Genomic DNA, 20,731 nt, shown 5'->3' on the forward strand with positions numbered 1-20,731 from the left:
GTGCCGGTTTCCTATTGCAGCCGGTTTTCGACGGGGCTCAGTTCCTTCGGGTTCTCTTCCCAGAAACTGTCCGGCTTGTAGAGGCCGAAATGCGCCCCCGGCTCCCAGGACCAGATGCCCTTGGCCGGAACGTTGTGGAAGCCCTTGGCGACAATCACGGGCTGGGGGATATTGGCGACGGTACCGATGGTGAAGACCTGCTCGGACCAGATCTGCAGGATCTCGCCCCAGATTCCAGCCCGGGCCTGCGTGTCGGTCGATTCACGCCATGCCTTTAGCAAGGCGGCCAGCTTCTGCGCCTCGGGCAGGTCGATATCCGTGCCGTTCATGCCGCCGGTCTCGATATACTGGCCCCATTTTGGCCACATCAGCTGCTGCTGCGTCGAGGGGGCGAATTCCTGCGGACTCATGTCGGGGGTGGGCAGGCCGTTATCGACGCCAAAGAAGACCGACATGACGCTGTCGCCGGCAAAGACGCGATCGCGGAACACTTCGCGCTGCGACGGCTTCACGAACATGTCGATGCCGATCTCGCGCCAGCTGTCCTTGATGAGTTCGAGGATGTCGGATTCCTCGGTCGACTCACCCGCCGTGTCGACGATGATTGTCATCCGCCGGCCATCGGGCAGGGTGCGGAAATTCTCGTCGTCGCGCTGGGTCAGGCCCATCTCGTCGAGCAGGCGGTTGGCGGTCGAGACGTCATAGCTCGACCACGCCGTCTGGTAATGCGGCTTGAACAGCGGCGACAGCGACTGGATCGTGTTGGCGCTTTCCTTGCCCAGACCGTAATAGATGGCCTGGTTGATTTCGTGACGGTCGATACCCAGCGAGAGGGCACGGCGGAAACGCACATCGCGGTTGACCGCGCGCCAGCCCTCATCGTTGCAGTTGAGGTTGGGGTAGAGCGCGAAATTGGAGCCGCGGCTGTCGTCCCACAGATAGAGCTTGAAGCGCCCGTTCTTTTCCGCCTGTTTCAGGAACGTATAGTTGTCGAAGCGGATGTAGCGCGCCTGGAGATCCGTTTCGCCGGCACCGGCCTTGGCCGGAATGAGCTTGCCCTCGGCCACATCAAAGACGACCTGGTCGAGATAGGGCAATTGCTGGCCCTGCGCATCGACCCGGTAGTAATAGGGATTGCGCACGAAGACCAGGCGGTCCGCCGGCGGCTTCACGCGCAGGACCCATGGATCGAGTGTCGGCAGCTTTGGATTGTCGTTGCGGTACTGATTGCCGCGCCGGTTGAGGAGCGCTGCCCAGCTCGGCTGGCCGCTGTCCTTCACCGCGGCCTCAAGCTCGGCCGGGTCGGCATATTTCTGATGGAATTTTTTGAGATATTTCGACGGCGCGTAGATGTAGAGCGGGCCGGCGGCGGCAAGCGCCGGCAGGAAATCCGTGTTGGCCTTGGACCAGCTATAGCGCACCGTCGTTTCGTCGATGATTTCGACCTTGGGCTTCTCGCCATCCACCAGCAGGATGCGCGGCGGGCCGGCCGGCATCAGATCGGCGTTGTTGGCGACATCTTCCCACCAGAAGCGGAAGTCCTCACTGGTGAAGGCCTTGCCGTTGGACCATCTGTGGCCCTTCCTGAGATGGAAGGTGAAGATGCGGCCTTCCTGGACGTCGTAGCTTTCCAGCAGGTCCGGGACGATCTTGTACTGGCGGTCATAGCCGACGAGACGGGCGTAGGAATAGGCGACGAGGATGCGGCTGTCCTTGGGGCTCGCCATCAACATGCGCATCTCGCCGCCCTGGCGGCCAGGCTCGTCCATCGTGGCGACGGACGGGTGATCTGGCAGGCGTTCGTTCACCGGCGGCAGGTCGCCCTTGGCCTCGGCGTCCGCGAAGTAAGGCGGGCTCACATAGCTGCCGACTTCCGCCGCGGATGCCAGCGGTGCCATCAACGCCCATGCAGCCGCGAGACCGGCCGTCAGCAGGATCCTCTTCATGCTGCAATGCTCCGGATCGAGAGCGCGGCGCGCACCCAATGCCCATTGCCGATATCGACCAGGGTCGGCTGATTGTCGGCGTCGATCGTGAAAGGTGCGGCCCAAGCCGATGGCAGCGAGGTCTTGCCTTCCATGACGCGGTTGAAATCGAGCGGATTGTCGAGCGACGGGTTGGGCACGGCGGCGAGCAACGCCTTGGTATAGGGATGGACCGGGTTGCGGAACAATTCGGCGGTGGGCGCCAGTTCCACCACGCGCCCGGCGCACATCACCATGATGCGGTCGGCGACGTAATCGACCACCGCCAGATTGTGCGAGATGAAGATGTAGGTGAGGCCCAGCTTGGCCTTCAAATCTCGCAATAAATTGAGGACCTGGGCCTGGATCGAGACGTCGAGTGCCGAGACAGGCTCGTCACAGATGATGAGATCGGGCCTGAGGGCCAGCGCGCGGGCGATGCCGATGCGCTGGCGCTGGCCACCGGAGAAGCTGTGCGGATAGCGGCGCAGATGCCGGATATCGAGGCCGACCAGTGCCATCAACTCCTTGACCATCTCCTTGCGCGATTCCGGCGTGCCGACATTATGGATGACCAATGGCTCGCTGATGATATCAAACACCGTCATGCGCGGATTGAGCGAGCCGATCGGATCCTGGAACACGAACTGCACGCGCTTGCGGTATTCGGCGAGGTCCGCGGCCTTCATGTGCCGCACGTCGAGCGAGCGGCCGCGGTCGTTGAAGCGGATCTCCCCGCTATCGGGCGACAGCGCCTTCATGATGATCTTGGAAAGCGTGGTCTTGCCGCAGCCGGATTCACCCACGAGCCCCAAGCACTCGCCGCGCTGCACGTCGAAACTGACATCCGAGACGGCCATCACCGATTTTTGCGACGGTCCGGAAAAGAAGCCGCTTTTGCGTATCGTAAAAGCCTTGGACACATGGCTGACGCTGAGCAGCGGCCCGGCCTCGTCGGCATTCTGCGGCCAGGGTTTCTTGTCGGCAAAGAGCGGCCCGGCTTCGCTCTTGATCTCGCGAATGGGGACCAGGCGCTCGTCCGCGCGCATGCCGAAGCGCGGCACGGCGTGGAGCAGCGCCTTCAGATAGGGGTGTTCCGGCGCCCGGAAAATATCTTCGACCGATCCCGATTCCATCACCTCGCCCTGATACATCACCACCACTTCATCGGCGATGTTGGCGACGACGCCGAGATCATGCGTGATCATCAGCATGGCCATGCCGAGTTCGGATTGCAGATCGGCCATCAATTTCAGTATCTGCGCCTGGATGGTGACATCGAGCGCCGTGGTCGGCTCGTCGGCGATGAGCAAGGCCGGCTTGCACACCAGTGCCATCGCGATCATCGCGCGCTGCCGCAGGCCCCCGGAAAGCTCGAAGGGATAGGTCTTGAGCGCCCGCTCCGGGTCCGGGAAGCCGACCGCGCGCAGCATCGCGGCGACGCGCTCCTTGCCTTCGGCGTCGGACATTTTCGAGTGCAGGTGCAGCGCCTCGCAGATCTGATGCCCGATCGTGTGGACGGGCGAGAGCGAGGTCATCGGTTCCTGGAAGATGATCGAGATCGAGCCGCCACGAATGGCGCGCATCTCCGGACCGTTGCGGTCAAGCTTGGCGATGTCGACGATGCCGCCCTTGGCGCCCCAATCGCCGCCGCTGCCAGCGCGCCGGTCGAACAGAATTTCGCCCGAGCGGATCGCGGCCGATTTCGGCAGCAGGCCCATGATCGCCTGCGCGCAGACCGATTTGCCGGAGCCGGATTCGCCCACCAGGGCCACGGTCTTGCCGGCGGGCACGCGAAAACTGGCGCCGCGCACGGCATGGACGTTGCCGCCTTCCAGCGCAAAATCCACCGCCAGATTGCGGACGGAGAGCAGATCGGTCATGCCGGCACCTCGATTCCCAGCGACAGCAGGTTATGCGCCGTATAGGCATCGACCAGGACGCCGTTTTGCTTGGCGACGAGGGCCGCCTTGGTGACCAGGCTCTGGAAATGCGGCAGATCGGAATCGACGCTGATGGTGCTCCCATTCCCCGATTTCAGCTTCAACGTCATCCAGCCCCCCTTATTGCGCCCCAGCACGGATCGTACCGCGTAAAAGCGCAAACTCAACCCTTTGAGGTCTTGCCAGGCGATGAAACGGGACATCCAGGGCCCGGAACGGATGCCATCTTCACCGACTGTGATGCGCGTCACATGCCGATTGGCCGCGTTGCCGGTGACGATGACGAAGAAGGCCGCAAGACCGCAGAAAAACCAGAAGATGCCGGTACCCATTTCGGTGGCGGACAATATCTGGACGGATGCGGCAAGGCCCAGAACTCCCAGAAGGTAATCCTTGACCAATGCCGAGAGCGGATACCGGAACTCAAGCATGGAACGCCAACCCCTAACCCCATTTTCGCCGCTTCAAGGCAACGGCCACAAGGCGCGGGGATCCTGGAATACACCCAGTTCCCCCCGCCGGGCGAGCCAATCTTGCAGGTTCTCAAGAAATCGCCAAGTGGCGGTATCATGAACGAGGTGATGGGTGAGGATTCCGGTGGGCAGGCCGGGGTCAACGACGCCCTGGCGCCGTGCCGACAGATGGGCCACCAGCCAACCCAAAGCCGGCTCCGCGCCCACGAAGCCCCGGGTGCCGCGCCAGTCAATGACATCGATCTGGGTGTTAATTTCGCGAAACGGGGGAAGTCGCGGCAGTTCCGGGGTCTTTGCCACATAGGGAAACGCGTCGAACCGGCTCACGCCGTGAAAGCCCAGGCGCAGCAGCAATTCCAAAGCAGGCGCGCCAATCCGGTTCCAGGGCGGGGTCAGGACCGGCAGCACGTCCGGCCCCAAGGTGTCGCGCAGGAAGGTGGCGGCGACGGTGAGGGCCAGTTCGATCTCGCCCAAGGCGCGGGTCGCCGGAAACTCGCTTTTCTTGGCGCCTGCCGGGGCATGGTTAAGATGCCCGACGCCGTGTTGCAGCACCCGCACCTGCCCCCAGTTCCGCAGATAGGGGCCGAGCCGTTCCTGTAAGGGCCGCTCCAGCGCCATCGGAATGACGGCCAATGCCAGCGGCACCCGCGCCACGCGGCGCAACTCATCGAGGGCCGGGGTTACATCGACGGCGTCGTCATCCCGCCACCACAGGGTGGGCTGACGATCATCCGCGCGCCACAGGTCCCATTCACGGGCCAGCGCATCCCAATCCGCCACGGGCTTATCCGCCATGCTGACCACGTTTTTTCACCAGGGCGGCCAGCGTGATCTCGGCCGAATGCCGCGCTCCGTCGAGATCGAGGTCCATCGGCAGCGCCCCCGCCTGCGCCCGGCGCGTCAGGGTTGCCGCCAGCAGGGCCGGGTCGAGATTGTCGCCATCCAGCATGTCGAGCGCACCGCGTTCGGCGAGCAGCGCTGCGCGCAAGGCCTGCTCGCTTTCCTGCCCCTCCGCAAAGGGGATGATGACCGCCGGCGTGCGCAATGCCAGCAACTCCATCACCGTGTTGTAGCCGCCCTGGCTCAAGGATACATGGCAGGACGCCAGCAATAGGGTGAAGTCGGCGCGAAAGCGATCGGCGACGATGCCGGGATCGATCCGCGCCGCTTCCTCGAGCAACGCAAAATCCGCATCTGGCAGGTTGCGCCCGGCGACGAAGCGCCAGGGCCGTTCCTTCAAAGTGGAGAGACGCCGCGCCGCCAGGGCCGCCTTGAACAGCGGGCCGCCCACGGCGCCGCCACCGGCCGAGACCAGCACCTCGCCATTGGCCCGATCGGCCGCCGGGACCGCTGCCGGTCTTTCGACCACATAACCGGTATAGGTGAGCTTGTCGGCAATGGATGGGGCGCGCGGAAAGGTACGCTCGAACGGCACCAGGCGCGGATCGCCATGCACCAGCACCAGGTCGAAGTAGCGCCGCACCAGATCCGCCGCCTCGAGCACGCGGTCGTCGCGGCCCTTGTCGACCAGGATGTCGCGCACGGAGCTCACCACCAACAGGCCGCCATTCTGCGCCCAATAGACCAGCGGCAGCAGCTCGAAGCGGAATTGACGGCGGCCGAAGGGATACATTTCGATGATGAGCGCATCGGGCTTGAAGGCCGCGGTCTCCTTCAGCAGCAATTCGCGGCGCCGGTCCTTCCACTCGCTGTCGATGACGCGGCCACTTTCGTCGAGCAGCGCGGAAAAGGCCGAATCGGCGGCAAGACAGGGCGGCAGCTGCAGCACCTGCGCTGCGCCGAAATCGACATCGGCGACCTTGATCCCACCGGAGAGGACCAGGACCTTGGCACCGACCCCGCTCAAGGCGCGGGCCAGCGCCGCCGCCCGGCGCAGATGACCGATGCCGAGCAGGTGCTGGACATAAAGGGCGATGCGCGGTGCCTCAGCCATGGTGACCCAGATCGATATTCAGTTCGACGACATCTGGCCTGCCGTCACTACCCAGGTGAAAGAGATGCGCGCGGCCGTCCTTCAATTTGACCGGCGGCTTTTCCGTCATTTGCCAACCGGTGGCAAGGGCATAGAGCGCCCGCTGCACCGCCTTGTGGCTGACCAGCACGACATCGCGTCCCTCCCCGCAAAGACGCGAGAGCAAGGGCAAGAGACGCTGCTGCACCTCGCGCGGGCTTTCTCCATTGGGCGCACGGAAATCGAGGCCCATCGCCTCGCGACTTTCGGCGTCGGACCCCGGTGCCCCGCGCAGGGCATCGAGACTCTGTCCTTCCCAATCGCCGAAGCTCATCTCGCGCAAGGCCGGTTCGATCTCGGCGGTTGCGGTGGGAAAGAGGATCGCCGCCGTCTCCCGCGCGCGGGTCAAGGGGCTGGTGAGCACGCGCCAATCCTGCCAGTCCGCCGGCACGGACCAGCTGGCGGCAGCGATGCGCCCTTCCGGGCCGAGGCCGATATCGGTCCGCCCCTGCAAGCGCTTCTCGACATTCCATTTGGTCGGCGCATGGCGAATGATCGCGCAGCGCACGCTCATGTGGTCACCTTTTCACCAGTGACTTTCTCAAGCGTCTTCTTCAGCGTCGCGGCGGCCGCGGCGATATCGTGGAACTTGCGCGCATGCGCGGCGGTCACCAGGCGGATGGGGGCCATTTCCCGCTCCAGCGCGAAATCGACATCGGCGGCGAAGGCCGTGGTGTCGCCGGGTGCCGACAGCCAGCCGGTCTCGCCATCCGCCACGATGCCGGGAACACCACCGGAGGCACCGGCGATGACCGGCGTGCCGCAGGCCTGCGCCTCAAGGAGCGCCATGCCGAAGGCTTCGTTGATCGCCGGCCAGACGAAGAGATCGGCACTGGCATAAATCTCGGGAAGGTGTTCAGCCGGCTTCTGCCTCAGCCAGACCACGCGCTTGGCGATCGGCGTGAAAGCCGCCTCGACCTCGGCCCTTGCCGGCCCGTCGCCCACCACCAGCACCTGATAGGCCCGGGTCACATGCCGCAATGCCTCGGCCAATGCGTGGTAGGAGGCGAGCTTGTCGCCCTTGCGCATCATGCCCACGGCCAGCAGCCAGGGCATATCGGGATCGAGCCGGTACTGCTGCGAGAGTTTGAGGCGCCCCAGTCCCCGGTCCGGCCCGCGCGGATTGCCGGCAAGAAAGGCATCGATATCGAGAAAGGGCGGCAGGTCGATCAATTTCTTGGCAGCGACAATGCCGTGCAGGCATTCCTTGTCGACGGGATTGAGACAGAAGATCGCCGCGGCCTGCTTCATCGCTGCCTCGGCGGCGTCATGCGAGAAGAGGAACGGGCCCTTAGCGCGCTTTGGCGCATGGCTTGCCTCGGCCACCAGATAAGGAATGTCGAGGGCGGAGGCGACCTCTGGCCCGATCCAATCCACCGCCTTGTAATAGAGATGATAGGTGAGCCAGGCCCGGGGCCGCGCCGCCTTGGGCAGCTTCCTGTATTTGGCAATGAGCCGCGCCGCCGTGGCCTTGCCCTTGGCGGCGAATTTCTTCTGCTCGGCCAGGCTGTCGCCACTGAGGCGTGATCGAAGGCGGCTGGCGATAACCGGCGTGAAGCCACCCCGGCGCAATGCCGCCAACAGCAGCCGCCCCACGGTACGGTCACCGGAGGGATCGGGATGATCGGGGGCCTTCAAAGGCGCATAAAAGGCGATTTTCATGGCCCGGATGGTGCCCTTGCGATGCGGCCAGGGTCCAGGAAAAAGTGATTAGCGGAGGTCCATGCAGAAGCGCCGGTCGAGATCGTTGATGCCGGCATCCATGGCGAAATGGGCGTGGAGGCGCTCAAAGCCGGCATCGGCAAGGTGCTGGCGCCGCGCGGGGTCGCTGATGAGGGATTGCAGCGCGTTTGAAAGAGCTGCCGGATCTTCCGGCGGCACGAGGAGGCCGGTTTCGCCGTCACGGATCAGTTCGGGAATGCCGGAGATATTGGTGGCGATGCAAGCGAGGCGCTGGCTTTGCGCTTCCATCAGGACATTAGGGAGGCCATCGCGGTCGCCATCGGCGGCGATCTGGGCGGCCAGCACGAAGAGATCGGAGCGGCGATAGGCGGCGAGCACTTGTTCCTGCGGCAAGGCGCCCAGCCACTGGATGCGCGCGGCGATGCCCAATGTCTCGGCCTGGGCCTTGAGCGCTCCATCGAGTGGACCGCCGCCGATATGGGTGAGGCGCCAATCGCTTGTCGGCGGCAGCTGCGCCAGGGCATCGAGCAGCGTCGGATAGCCCTTCTTCTCGACCAGGCGGCCGACGGACAGTATCTCGACCGGGCCTGTGCGGGCATCGCGCGGCGGCGGTTCCGGGAAGCGGCGGAAATCGAGACCGTGATAGACCAGCGCCACCTTGGCCTTGTCGTCGACCAGGGTCTCAAGATGGGCATGCCCGCTGGCCGTGCAGGTCACCAGCCAGTCGAGGCTTTGGAGCTTTTCGCGCTTGTCCCATTCGGGTGAGGTCCAGATATCCTTGGCATGGGCCGAGCAGGACCAGGGGGTGCCGGCCATCAGATGGGCGTAATAGGCGACCGCCGCCGGCGTGTGCATGAAATGGGCATGGAGGCGCACGGTATCGGCCGGCATTTCCGCCACCAGCACGCAGGCCTGGCCGAAACGGCGGCCGCGATTGGGTGTCGGATCGCGGATGAGGTCTTTCAGCCATTGCCACAGGGCGCGGCCAAATCCAGGGAGACGCACGGCACGCAACAGTCCACGAAAGACGCGCCCCGGCTCCTGATAGAGATATTCCGGCAGGTAGGTGACCTTTGCCTTGATCTCGTCATGAACCGGATGGCGGTACTTGTCGGTCGGGAAGCGCAGGCTCCAGATTTCCAATGGAATGCCGCGTTGCTCCAACGCTTTGATCTCTTGCGCGATGAAGGTTTCGGAAAGGCGCGGATAGCCTTTCAGCAGGAAAAGGATTTTGCCGGTCACAGGATCAGTCGAAAGTTAGCGCTTGCGTTGCGCGAGGCGGAGCGAGGCCGGGCGGCGGCCGCGTTCGAGTGCCTGCTGAGCGAGGCGGTTGACGTTGTTGAGGCCGTCGAGCAGGCCCGGGACCACCACCTCGGACGGGAGCGATTGCTGCGGCAATTGCCGCAGAGCCGTCGCCATCTTGCGCCAGTCGCGCACCCCGTCGTCTTCCAGCATGCCAACGAGGCCCAGTTCCTCGGCCTTGGCAGCGCGGATAAACTGTTCCATGCGCGGGCGCGTGCGCGGCACGATGAGGGCGCGCTTGTCGAACGACACGATCTCGCAAAAGGTATTGTAGCCGCCCATGGCGACGACGCCGATGGCACGGTCCATGACATGTTCCATCTGCGCGTCGAAGGTGATGGCCTCGACCTTGTCGAGCTTGGCGGCGCGCGCCAGGAATTCCGCCTGGCGGTCGGAATGCATGAACGGCCCCAGCACGAGGAGGGCCGGATAAGGCAGGCGCTTGTCGTTTTCATAGGCGCGGATGACCCAATCGACCACGTCCTCGCCATCGCCGCCGCCACCGGTCGTGACCAGCAGATAAGGGGCGTCAATCTTCTGCAGCGGCATGGGCGCACCCGGGCCTTGCGGCAGCGAGCGGTGCAGATAGCCGGTATAGATCATCTTGCGCTGGACCGATTTCGGGAGATCAATCCCTTCCAGCGGCTCGCATATCTGCGGCAGGCCATAGATCCAGATCTGGTCGTAAAGGTCGCGGAGCGCCGGCACGACATTCTTGCGCCGCCATTCCGGCACCAGGGCGGCCGGTTCGTCCATGATATCGCGAAGCCCTAAGACCAGATGCGTGCCCCGCTCCTTGAGCATTTCCAGCGTCTCGGTCACCTCGCCGCGCAGGCCCAGGGGTTCCTTGTCGACGATGAAGATGTCCGGATCGAAGATTTCGGCGGTATGCTTGATGATGGAGGAACGCAGGGCCAGCGTCTCTTCGGTATCGATCAGGAGCGACAGCGAGGTGTAATCGCCAGAACGCAGCTTGATGACCCCGGGAATGCGGACGAAATCGACGCGCGCCCGGAAATTAAAGCTGCCGATGATGGGCGACCCGGTCAGGATGATGACCGACATGTCCTTGTTCTGCTCGACCAGCCAATGGGCAATGGTCTGGCAGCGGCGCAAATGGCCGAGACCGAACGTGTCATGCGAATAAATAAGGACGCGGGCGCCCCTGGTCATGGCGTCTTCCATTTGCACGCGGCCCGATCCCCCCGAACACTGTGCGCCGTGTTTTCGGGCACCAACCCACCCGACGGGGCGAGTATGGCACAGGAGAAATAAGCCTCGAAAGGCAAAGTTTGGTGACTGCACGCGAATGGTCGCGCAGCCCAAGACATTGACATGGCGGGATAATTCGGCTCCATTGCTGGATGGCCGGGGTGGGCTGGGGACATCTTTCGGGGAAAAGCCGGGGTCATGGAGCCAAAACTATTTAAATATATCTGGCGCCATTCCTGGCGCGATCAGATCCCCATCCTGGCAATCGTCGTCGTTGCGCAGGTGATGTATCTCGTCTCACTCGATTTGCCCAAGCGAATTGTGAACGATGCCATCCAGGGCAAGGCCTTCGAGGGCAAAGCGGTTGCCGACTTTCTGAAACTCACCCTGCCCTTGCCGGATTTCCTCGGCGGGCCGGTGCGCCTCTTCTCCGGATTTCAGTTCGACCAGCTCCATTACCTTTTCGCGCTGTGCTTTTCCTACCTGTTCTTCGTCGTCCTCAATGGCTGGCTGAAGCAGACGGTCAACACGGAAAAAGGGCGCCTGGGCGAGCGCATGCTGCGCCGCCTGCGCTTCGAACTGTTCGACCGCGTCCTTCACTTTCCGCTGCTGCAATTCCGCAAGGTGAAACAGGCCGAGATCGCCACCATGATCAAGGATGAGGTGGAGCCGCTGGGCGGCTTCATCGGCGACGCCTTCATCACCCCGGCCTATCTCGGCGGTCTTGCCGCCACGGCATTGCTGTTCATCTTCATGCAGAACATGTCGATGGGCTTTGTGACCATCGCCATGCTGGCGGTGCAGATCGTCGTCATCCCGAAACTGCGCGTCAAAATCCTGATGCTGGGCAAGCAGCGCCAGATCACCGCACGCCAACTGGCCGGTCGTATTGCCGAAAGCGTCGACGGCGCCATCGAGATCCATGCCAACGACACGTCGAACTACGAGCGCGCCGACATCATTCATCGCCTGGGCCGCATCTTCCAGATCCGCTTCGAGCTCTATCAGCGGAAGTTCTTCGTCAAATACATCAACAACATGTTGGCGCAGACGACGCCGTTTCTCTATTTCCTGATCGGCGGCTATTACGCGCTGAAAGGCGAGTTCGATGTCGGTACGCTGCTGGCCGTCATCAGCGCCTATAAGGACCTGCCGTCACCGATCAAGGAACTGATCGATTGGGACCAGCAGCGCCAGGATGTGCAGATCAAATATGACCAGGTGATCGAGCAGTTCACGCCGCCGGGCATGATGGACGCGCGCCTGCAGCACATCGACAACGAGAACGCGATCGACCCCGCGCCGGTGAAGCTGGAGCGCGTCACCTATCATGATGAAAGTGGTGCAGCACTCGCCGAGGACATCTCGCTGGAAATTGCGCCGGGCGAGCATCTGGCCATCGTCGGTGGCAACAACAGCGGCAAGGAGGCGGTCGCCGCCCTATTGGCGCGGCTGGTGCGCCCATTCAGCGGCAATCTGCGGTATGGCGAGCGGGACCTGCTCGATCTTCCCGAATCCATCACCGGCCGGCGCTTTGCCTATCTTGGCGAGGAGACCTACCTGCTGCCGGTGTCGCTGGAGGAAAACCTCCTTTACAGCCTGAAGCATCGGCCAGTGCGCCAAGCCGTCTATGAAGGCGCCGATCTCGTGGCTTATGAACGGCGCCTTTACGAGACCAAGCGCGCCGGTAGCCCGACTTTCGACTATTTCGCCGATTGGATCGATTATGACGGCGCAGGCGTGGCCGACCGCGCCGCGCTGGAGGAGCGCGTCCGCGCCCTGCTGATCACGGTCGAGTTCGAGGAAGATGTCTATCAGTTCGGCCTGCGCGGCCGGATCGAATCAAAGAGCCATAACGGGTTGACGGGGCAGTTCCTGGAAGCCCGCGCTGCGGTGCGTGCGCGTCTTGCCGAACCGCAATTTGCCAGCCTGGTCGAGCCCTTCGACCCAGCGCACTACAACCGCAACATGACGGTGGCCGAGAATATCCTTTTCGGCACCGCGCTCGATGCGACCTTCGCACCGGATGCACTGGCCACGAACACCCATCTTTCCGGCGTGCTGAGTGCCGCGGAGGTGACCAACAACCTCATCGCCCTTGGCCAGCAGATCGCCTCGACCATGGTGGAACTCTTTGCCGACCTGCCGGCGGGTCATCCCTTCTTCGAGCAGTTCAGCTTCATCTCGGCCGAGGATCTGCCGCACTTCCAGCAATTGGTGACACGCCTGCAGCGAACTGGCGTTGAAGCCGCAACGGCGGAGGATAAGAGCCGGCTGATCGCCCTCACCTTCCCCTATATCGAGGCGCGGCACCGCTTGGGGCTCATTGACGACGCGCTGGAGGGAAAGCTGCTGAAGGCGCGCCAGCTGTTCCGGGAATTGCTGCCCAAGGCCCAGGCCGAGGCGATCGAATTCTATGGCCCGGACCGCTACAACGCCGCCGCAACGGTACAGGACAACATCCTCTTCGGGCGTCTGGTTTACGGCCAGGCCCAGGCCGCACAGAAGATCGGCGCGGTGCTTTCCGAGGTCATCGACAGCCTGGACCTGCGACCCCAAGTGATCGCCGTGGGCCTGACCTTCAATGTGGGGGCCGCCGGCAAGAAACTGTCCTTTGCCCAGCGCCAGAAGGCGGGGCTGATCCGCGCCTTGCTGAAACGCCCGCAGCTTGTCATTCTCAACAACACATTGTCGGCCTTTGACGAGGCGAGCCAGCGCCGGCTTCTGGTTGGGATCCGCGCGGATCTAAAGGGCGCCGCCCTGGTTTTTATTACCCATACGGCGGCCCTGGCGCGCAGCTTCGACCGGATCGTGGTGATGCAGAACGCGCGCATCGTCGAAACGGGCAAGCCCGCCGATCTCGATCGGGCAAATTCAAAATTCCAGGCGCTGTTGGGTGCGCCGGAGGCCGTGGGATAATTCGCGCCGGCATCCTTATCGGGACTGCCGGGTTAGATTGACGTGTTACGTTGCTATCGGGATGGATGCGATGAGTATTCAGGAAGACGTCGAGGCGCTAAAGCGCATACCGCTTTTCGCCAAGGTGGAGCCGGCCAAGTTGAAGCTGATGGCCTTCGCCAGCGAGCGCGCGCAATATCAGCCGGGCGATTTGCTGTTCCATCAAGGCGATACGGCCGATGCCGCCTACATCATCCTGGCCGGTGCCGCCGACATTCTGGTCGAGACCGAGAACGGCCCGCTGAAGGTGGCCGATGTTGGCACCGGCGCCTTCGTGGGCGAGATCGGCATCCTGATGGATGTGCCGCGCACCGCCACCATCCGCGCTACCGAGAAGATGACCGTCCTCAAGATCACCAAGGAGCTGTTCTTCCGCATGGTGACGGATTTCCCCTCGATCGGCATCGAGGTCATGCGCGTCCTTGCACAACGCATCGAGCATATGAACGTCCAGCTGCGCGAAGCGGTGGCGGCCAGGAAGTGAGCGGGCCTGGATTCGGCCGGGAGGGCCTGGAAGGATGAGCCGCCTGGACAGTTTCATCCGCCGCCTGGAAGCGCAGCGCAGCTGCCTCGCCGATGCCGCCAGGCGGTCACGGGAGACCAGGGGTGTTGTCCTCGAACTCGGCCTCGGCAATGGCCGCACCTTCGATCATCTGCGCGAAATCTGCGCTGGGCGTGACATCTATGTCTTCGACCGCCAGGTCGCTGCCCATCCCGATTGCATCCCGGCGCCCGACCGGATGTTCCTTGGCGACTTTACCCAGACGCTGAAAGATGCCCGGGCAAAATTGGGCGACAACGCCGCCGCCATGATCCATGTCGATCTCGGCAGCGGCGATGCGGCAGCAAGCCTGGCGCTGGCCGCGCGCCTTGCCCCGGATATCGCCGCCCTGATGGCGCCACGGGCGGTCTTGGTCAGTGACCAGCCGGTCGAGGCACCGGACCTTGCTGCACTCCCCTTGCCCGAGGGTGTTCGACCCGGGCGCTATTTCATGGCCGAGAAGCGGGGCTGATGCGCGCTTGGCCCAACAAGGCAGCCCCAATTCTGCCACGAAACCAGGGCACGATTCCGCCTCAACGCCAGACACCGGAAACCTAGATGCGCCCCACAACCCTTCCCCGCGCCCTCCTGACCACCCTCGCTTGCCTGTTCATGCTGTGCCATGCAGCCACGGCCAAGGTGGCCGACGACCGGGTCACCCTGCCGCGCGAAAAAGGCACGCCGATGGGGGCTGTTGGCATGGTGCTGCATCTGGGTGCCGATGGCTCGGCGCTTGGCACCGGTTTCCTGGTATCGCCCTGCCATGTGCTGACCGCCGCCCATGTCGTCTCGGAGCCGGAAGGCATTTCGGCAGATCAGGTGCTGCTGTTCTTCATCGGCAGCGGCAATCTGGGGCCGGAATATTACGAAGCCAATTCCTTTGCCGAATTGAGCCCGGCGCGCCCCGTGGTCTGGGGCGAATCCCGGCAGCTGCACAAGGGATCGACCGCCGACCGGCGCGAAGCCTGGCAGAAGGCCGGCTGGGACGATTGGGCGCTCCTCAAGCTCGACAAATGCCTGGGCGACGAGGGCTACGGCTATCTCAACCTGCTGCCCATCGCCACCAGGGATTTCACGCGTGACGGCAATACCCGGCCGATCACCTCGATCGGCCTGCCGGCCGACCACAACAACGAGAAGCTCACCATCGACCCGGCCTGCACGCTCTTCGGCCAGGTCGACAGCACCGGCTGGCAGCATGATTGCACCAGCATGCCGGGGAATTCCGGCGGGCCGATCCTTGCCGCCAAGCCGGAGGGTGATGAGAAATGGCCGCGGGTCATGGGCATCACCGTGATCTCGACCAGCGAGCATCCGGAAGAATTGAAGCCGATGATCAACGACCCGGAGGCGCCTGACTATCTCGGCAATCTGCCGACCGCCGTGCCGGTTTCCGCCTTCATCGACAAGATCGCGCCTTATCTCCCGAAAGACCCGGTGGTCTCCGCCTATCTTGCCAAGCATCCCAATGCCGATCGCGGCTACAGCATCGACAACACCAAGGAGCCGATTGCCGACCTCACCGCGGCCATTGCCAAGAAGCCGCGCTCGGCCTTGCTGTTGACCTTGCGCGGCTCGTGGCTGGAGGCGGCCAAGGACGAGGCGGCGGCACTGGTCGATTATTCGGCGGCCCTGCGCGCTGATCCCAAATTCGCGCCGGCGCTCTATGCCCGGGCGCAGCTCCGCGGCTATCGCGATGACAAGATGCAAGGCGATGCCAAGGCGGCCCTTGCCGATCTCGAGGTGCTCATCAAGCGCTTTCCGGATGATCCCAGCCTGCGTATCACCCGCGGCGCCCTGCTGTCCGGCGCCTATGATTATCGTGCGGCACTGGTCGATTACGATGCCGCCCTGAAGCTCGACCCCAGCAACATCTCGGCCCGCCTGACCCGTGCCAATGCCCGGGTGGAGCTGGGCGACATGAAGGGGGCGAAGGCGGATTTCGACGCCGCCATCGCGGCCCGGTCCGACAATGCCTATCTGCTGGTCGAGCGCGCCAATTATCAGCTAAGGGCCGGCGATCACAAACGCGCCTTCGACGACATCGAGGCCGCGCTGAAGATCGAGCCGGACATGCCGACGGCGTTGAATGCCCGCGCCATCGTCCATCTCGATCTGGGTGAGATCGACAAGGCACTGATCGATGCCAACCGCACGATCGGCCTCGACCCGGATCCGTCGAGCGGCCACATCGCGTTGCGTGGCACGATTCACCACATCAAGGGCGATCTCGACGCCGCGATCGCCGATTACCGCGAGGCGGAGAAACTCAATCCGACCGAGCCCTTCGACGCGTTGATGCTCTATATCGCCCTGGGCGAAGCCGGGCGGATGAACGAGGCCAAGGAAGAACTGCGCCAGTTGCTGAAGCGCTGGCCGACCACCGAATGGCCGAGCCCGCTTGCCGAACATCTGCTCGGTGAGAATTCGGAAGCGGAGCTGAAGAAGGCGGCGATGGCGGGCACCGAAGTGCTGCGCAAATACCAGGATTTCGACTGGCATTTCTATCTCGGTGCCCAGGCCATGCTGCAGGGCGACAAGAAGAAGGCCAAGACTTATTTCCAGCATGTCGTCGACACCGACATGCGCCAGTTCCTGGAATACAACCTCGCCCGCATCTTCCTGGAACGGTTGGGCGGCGACAGCTACGTCAAGGGCTGATAGCAGATCAGCTTTTTGGGCACAGCTTTAAGGAATTCAGCCCTTCGGGCACAGCTTTGCGGGATTCAGCCCTTCGGGCTGAGGCGGAACCAGCTGACCTGGCGCGGCGTGAAAAGATCGCGCGCCTTGCGGTACCAGAGCGGCGGGGCGTGGTCGCCAACGATCAGGATCTCGGTCGGTGGTACGTCCGCCGCCGCAAACGCCTTGGCGATGGTTTCCAGCAGTTCGATCCAGGCATCGGTCATGATGCAGACCTCGCGCTCCGGCACCACTGACCCGCGCCGACTGCAATCGAGGTGGTGATAGCCCTGGTCGACGATCACCGGCACATGGGTGTTGAAGGTCAGCAGATAATTGAATTGCGGGCTCGTGGCCGCCTTGAACTGTGCGGCGAGATCGCGCACCAGCTTCGGGTCGCAGATGCCGACGAAGACGTCGCCACACAGCTTGTCGCCGGGCTGCATCAGGTCCTCGCCGAAATGGCGCTGGGTAAAGCCGATATGCGGCCACCATTTCGACCGCTCGAACATCTCGCCGGAGAAGCCGTGATAGCCGCCGGTGGTATAGCCGGCCGCCGACATCTTGAACGGCAGGCAATCGGGCCGGGGCCGGTCGAGGTTGTCGAGATAGGAGTCGCGCGTCTGGCAGAACTCGCGCATCTCGGCCGACGTCGTGCCACCGATGAAGCCGTTGGTGCCGCTGGTGACGGTATAGCGCTGCTCGACGCCGCCGGCACGGATCGCCTGCTCCAACAGGCCCTGCATTTTTGGATCCGCAAAATGCCCCATCGCCTCGACAATGACGACCAGCATGTGCCGGCCGTTGGGCTGTTCGACCAGCTTGATAAAACCGGAATTGCCGATCGCGGAATCGAAGGGCAGATCCTGACCAAGCTTCAGCCACACGGTCGAATCACGCGGTGTGTTGAGCCAGAGGTCGACGGGCAGCGCCACGATTCCCAGGCACAGCATGATCGTCGCCCGGGCGCGGCGCAGCGTGGCGCCTTGCTTGAGCAACAGATAGGAGATGAGCGCGAAAATACCGCCCAGGAGCAGGATGAGGACGATATAGAGTTTCGAGCTGAGGATATCGAGTTCGTTGATGAAGCGCAGGGCGAACACCGCCTCGGTCAGGGTCAGCCCGAAAAGCTGTGTCGCACAGAACATGACATCGAAGGAAAAGGCGGCGATGAAGGCCGCGACCACGGCCCAGCCGGGCAGGAAGCGGATGCTGATCGCCGCCAGCAGGTAAAGGATGATCGGCAGCGACCTGGGCGGCACGCTGATGCCGGCCAGCGACAGGGCGACGAAGGCGACATTGGGCAGGACAAGACCCACCAGCACCAGAAGGACACCAGGCCGCCGCAGCCAGTCGATCATTGCCCTGCCAGCCATCCCCTCACCTCTAGCGCTGCTCGAAACCCATCAGCACATTCACCGTGTTGACGCCCAGGGCTTCGACGGCATAGCCACCCTCCATCACGAAAAGCGTGGGCAGATCGGCCCACGCGATGCGTTCGCCAAGGCGATGGTAATCCGCCTCGGCCAATTTGAAGCGCGAGATCGGGTCATGCTCGAAAGTGTCGAGGCCGAGCGAGATGACCAGGGCCTCGGCGCCATATTGCGCGATCCGCTTCAAGGCATGGTCGAGTGCTTCCGTATAGCGCTGCCAATCGGTGCCCCAGGGCAGCGGCAGGTTCATGTGATAACCCTCGCCGGCCCCCGCGCCGATCTCATCGGCATAGCCGAGGAAATAGGGGAATTCCTGCTTCGGATCGGCGTGGAGCGAGATGGTGAGCACGTCGTCACGCGCGAAGAACATCTGCTGGGTGCCGTTGCCATGGTGATAGTCGACATCGAGGATGGCGACACGCTTTGCCCCCTGGTCGCGGAAGGCTTGTGCCGCGATGCCGGCATTGTTCAAGAAACAATAGCCGCCATAGAAGTCGCTGCCGGCGTGGTGTCCCGGCGGGCGGCAAAGGGCGAAGGCCGATTTCTCGCCGGTCGCCACCAGCTTCTGCGCGGTGAGAGCCACATTGGCCGATGAGAGTACGGCGCGCCAGGTCCCCGGCGTGATCGGCGTCCCCGCATCGATGGCGTAATAGCCGAGCTTGCCATCGATGCTGTCGGAAAGCCGGCGCCCCAAGCCGGGAACCGGCCAGACATGCGGCAGGGCATCGAAGGTACGGCCCGTCGCCGCCCATTCGTCCCAGGCAACGCGCAGGAACTCGACCAGGCCCCGGTCATGCACTTTCAGGATCGGATCGAGGCCGAAGTCCTGGGGCCCCAGCACCTCGCCGAGCTTGGTCGAGCGCACCCGGTCGATGACGATCTCGGCCCGACGCGGCATCTCATGGGCCTTCATGAACTGCCCTTCGAGCAGTTCGAACTTGCCGTCCTGCAGGCGATGATCTTCGCTGTAAACCGTACGCATGATCGTTCAGAGATCCGGGCGCGAGCGGCGCGCGTTGTACCAGCCACCCACCGCCGTCTCAAAGGCCATGCCGGCGCGGAAGACGTCGGCATCGGCATAGGTGCGGCCGATGAGTTGCATCGAGGTGGGGACACCATTCGTCGCATGCCCCGTCGGCACCGCAAGCACCGGGCAGCGGCTGAGCGTGTTGAACGGTGTCGTCATGCACCAGGCCAGCACCTTGGGCAGCGGCGAGACCTTGCCGTTGATCCTGACCACGTCCTTGTTCTCGTTGAAATCGGCCTTCACGGCCGGGAGCGCGGTCGTCGGACAGATGAAGAGATCGTATTTCTCCATCATGGGGCCGAAGGTCGCGTACATCTTCACCGCGCCTTCCATCGACTTGAAATACTGGTCGGCGGTCGACTTCGCCCCTTTGCGGGCGAAGTTGCGGGCATAATTGGTCATGAGATGGCCGTATTTCTTGGCCGTCTGGTTGAGCTGCGTGCCGAAGAGATGTTCGAGATGGCGCATGCCGGTGTCGATGGCGTCACGCGTCCACCCCAGATCCACTTCCTCGACCGTGGCGCCGAGGCTCTTGAATACGCGCAGCGCCTTTTTCAGATTGGCGACCACATCCTTGTCGACCTCATAGAGGCCAAGATCGAAGGAATAGGCGATCTTCCAGCCCTTGATCGGCTTGTAATCGGTGGGCAGGCGCAGCTTGGGCCGCAGCGAGGCGATATCGAGCGGGCTGGGCCCGGAGATGACGTTCTGCAGCAGAATGGCGTCGGCGATCGTCCGCGTCATCGGTCCGGTATGGCAATAGGGATCGAGGTTGAAGGGCGGATCGTCCGGGTTGCGGCCATAAGGCGGCTTGAAGCCGACGACGCCGCAGGCCGCGGCCGGGATGCGGATCGAGCCACCGATATCGGAACCCATGGCGAGCGGTGCTGTGCCGGCCGCGAGCGAGGCACCAGACCCACCCGAGGAGCCGCCGGTGGTGAACTTGCGGTTCCACGGATTGCGCGTCACACCCCAAAGCCTGGAATGGGTCCAGGACGCACAGGAGAATTCCGGCGTCGCGGTGCGGGCATGGACGATGCCGCCGGCCTTGAGGATGCGCTCGTTATTGGCCGAGGTCTTGTCGGGGACGAAATCCTTGGTGGTCAAAGAGCCGTAGGAGGTTGGCTTGCCCGCGATCCAGCTTTCGTCCTTGATGGCAATGGGCAGGCCCTCCAGGGCACCGACCTTGCCGTCGCGCTTCATGAATTTCGCTTCCGCCTGCTTGGCAAGGTCCATGGCCTCGTCATAATGCTTGAAGGTGAAGGCGTTGATCTTCTTCTCGACCGTTTCCGCGCGCTCGATCACGGCCGACATCAGCTCGACCGGCGAGAGCTTGCGCTTGCGGAAGAGTGCCGCCGCTTCGGTGGCGCTCATATAAATGAGATCATCGTTCTTCATGGTGTTCCCCCTTGTTTACTCTTTCCACCGTCATGCCCGCGCTTGACGCGGGCACCCAAACCCTCAACAGCACCAGTGGATCCCCG

The 20,731-nt window shown here is 63.4% G+C and carries 16 protein-coding genes; 4 read left to right on the top strand and 12 right to left on the bottom strand.

The annotated features are described in order from the left end of the window. Positions 1 to 11: 11 nt before the first annotated feature. Genes SMD31_RS07460 through SMD31_RS07500 form a run of 9 tightly spaced genes read right to left on the bottom strand, consistent with a single transcriptional unit; the run spans position 12 to position 10,570 of the window. A complete protein-coding gene (locus tag SMD31_RS07460) occupies positions 12 to 1,946 on the bottom strand; it encodes an ABC transporter substrate-binding protein (protein WP_320500179.1) in 1,935 nt (644 codons plus the stop codon). After that, complete coding sequence (locus tag SMD31_RS07465) at positions 1,943 to 3,847, bottom strand: ABC transporter ATP-binding protein (protein WP_320500180.1); 1,905 nt, start codon at positions 3,845 to 3,847, stop codon at positions 1,943 to 1,945. The genes SMD31_RS07460 and SMD31_RS07465 overlap by 4 nt, the downstream gene beginning before the upstream one ends. Next, a complete protein-coding gene (locus tag SMD31_RS07470; protein ID WP_320500181.1) occupies positions 3,844 to 4,338 on the bottom strand; it encodes a hypothetical protein in 495 nt (164 codons plus the stop codon). The genes SMD31_RS07465 and SMD31_RS07470 overlap by 4 nt, the downstream gene beginning before the upstream one ends. Before the next feature lie 33 nt (positions 4,339 to 4,371). Further along, complete coding sequence (locus tag SMD31_RS07475; RefSeq protein WP_320500182.1) at positions 4,372 to 5,175, bottom strand: polysaccharide deacetylase family protein; 804 nt, start codon at positions 5,173 to 5,175, stop codon at positions 4,372 to 4,374. Then, positions 5,165 to 6,334 carry a glycosyltransferase family protein gene (locus SMD31_RS07480; RefSeq protein ID WP_320500183.1) on the bottom strand — a complete coding sequence of 390 codons (1,170 nt, stop codon included), beginning with the start codon at positions 6,332 to 6,334 and terminating at the stop codon, positions 5,165 to 5,167. The genes SMD31_RS07475 and SMD31_RS07480 overlap by 11 nt, the downstream gene beginning before the upstream one ends. Next, positions 6,327 to 6,926 (bottom strand): histidine phosphatase family protein, encoded by a 600-nt coding sequence (locus tag SMD31_RS07485; protein ID WP_320500184.1) that lies wholly within the window; start codon positions 6,924 to 6,926, stop codon positions 6,327 to 6,329. Before SMD31_RS07485 ends, SMD31_RS07480 begins: the two co-directional genes overlap by 8 nt. Next, positions 6,923 to 8,074, bottom strand: a complete 1,152-nt coding sequence (locus tag SMD31_RS07490) for a glycosyltransferase family 4 protein (protein ID WP_320500185.1) — start codon at positions 8,072 to 8,074, stop codon at positions 6,923 to 6,925. The genes SMD31_RS07485 and SMD31_RS07490 overlap by 4 nt, the downstream gene beginning before the upstream one ends. A gap of 48 nt (positions 8,075 to 8,122) precedes the next feature. Next, positions 8,123 to 9,337 (bottom strand): glycosyltransferase family 4 protein, encoded by a 1,215-nt coding sequence (locus SMD31_RS07495; protein ID WP_320500186.1) that lies wholly within the window; start codon positions 9,335 to 9,337, stop codon positions 8,123 to 8,125. A 15-nt stretch (positions 9,338 to 9,352) separates the two neighbouring features. Then, a complete protein-coding gene (locus SMD31_RS07500; RefSeq protein ID WP_320500187.1) occupies positions 9,353 to 10,570 on the bottom strand; it encodes a glycosyltransferase family protein in 1,218 nt (405 codons plus the stop codon). 237 nt (positions 10,571 to 10,807) lie between these two features. Here SMD31_RS07500 and SMD31_RS07505 point away from each other — a divergent pair, with 237 nt between their 5' ends. From SMD31_RS07505 to SMD31_RS07520, 4 genes are all read left to right on the top strand, one after another. After that, a complete protein-coding gene (locus SMD31_RS07505) occupies positions 10,808 to 13,528 on the top strand; it encodes an ABC transporter ATP-binding protein (protein ID WP_320500188.1) in 2,721 nt (906 codons plus the stop codon). A 70-nt stretch (positions 13,529 to 13,598) separates the two neighbouring features. Beyond that, on the top strand, positions 13,599 to 14,051 hold the full coding sequence (locus SMD31_RS07510; protein ID WP_320500189.1) for a cyclic nucleotide-binding domain-containing protein: 453 nt from the start codon (positions 13,599 to 13,601) through the stop codon (positions 14,049 to 14,051). Between the two features lie 34 nt (positions 14,052 to 14,085). Continuing rightward, positions 14,086 to 14,580, top strand: a complete 495-nt coding sequence (locus SMD31_RS07515) for a class I SAM-dependent methyltransferase (protein WP_320500190.1) — start codon at positions 14,086 to 14,088, stop codon at positions 14,578 to 14,580. A gap of 86 nt (positions 14,581 to 14,666) precedes the next feature. Next, positions 14,667 to 16,769, top strand: coding sequence for a tetratricopeptide repeat protein (locus SMD31_RS07520; protein WP_320500191.1), 2,103 nt, complete (start codon positions 14,667 to 14,669; stop codon positions 16,767 to 16,769). A 65-nt stretch (positions 16,770 to 16,834) separates the two neighbouring features. Here SMD31_RS07520 and SMD31_RS07525 read toward each other — a convergent pair whose 3' ends face one another. From SMD31_RS07525 to SMD31_RS07535, 3 genes are read right to left on the bottom strand one after another with little or no spacing between them, the layout of a single operon-like run. After that, complete coding sequence (locus tag SMD31_RS07525; protein ID WP_320500192.1) at positions 16,835 to 18,163, bottom strand: sulfatase-like hydrolase/transferase; 1,329 nt, start codon at positions 18,161 to 18,163, stop codon at positions 16,835 to 16,837. Between the two features lie 10 nt (positions 18,164 to 18,173). Then, positions 18,174 to 19,202, bottom strand: coding sequence for a histone deacetylase family protein (locus SMD31_RS07530; protein WP_320500193.1), 1,029 nt, complete (start codon positions 19,200 to 19,202; stop codon positions 18,174 to 18,176). A 6-nt stretch (positions 19,203 to 19,208) separates the two neighbouring features. Further along, on the bottom strand, positions 19,209 to 20,645 hold the full coding sequence (locus SMD31_RS07535; protein ID WP_320500194.1) for an amidase: 1,437 nt from the start codon (positions 20,643 to 20,645) through the stop codon (positions 19,209 to 19,211). Positions 20,646 to 20,731 lie beyond the last annotated feature (86 nt).

The sequence above is a fragment of the Dongia rigui genome (genome assembly GCF_034044635.1).
Classification (GTDB): Bacteria; Pseudomonadota; Alphaproteobacteria; order Dongiales; family Dongiaceae; genus Dongia; species Dongia rigui.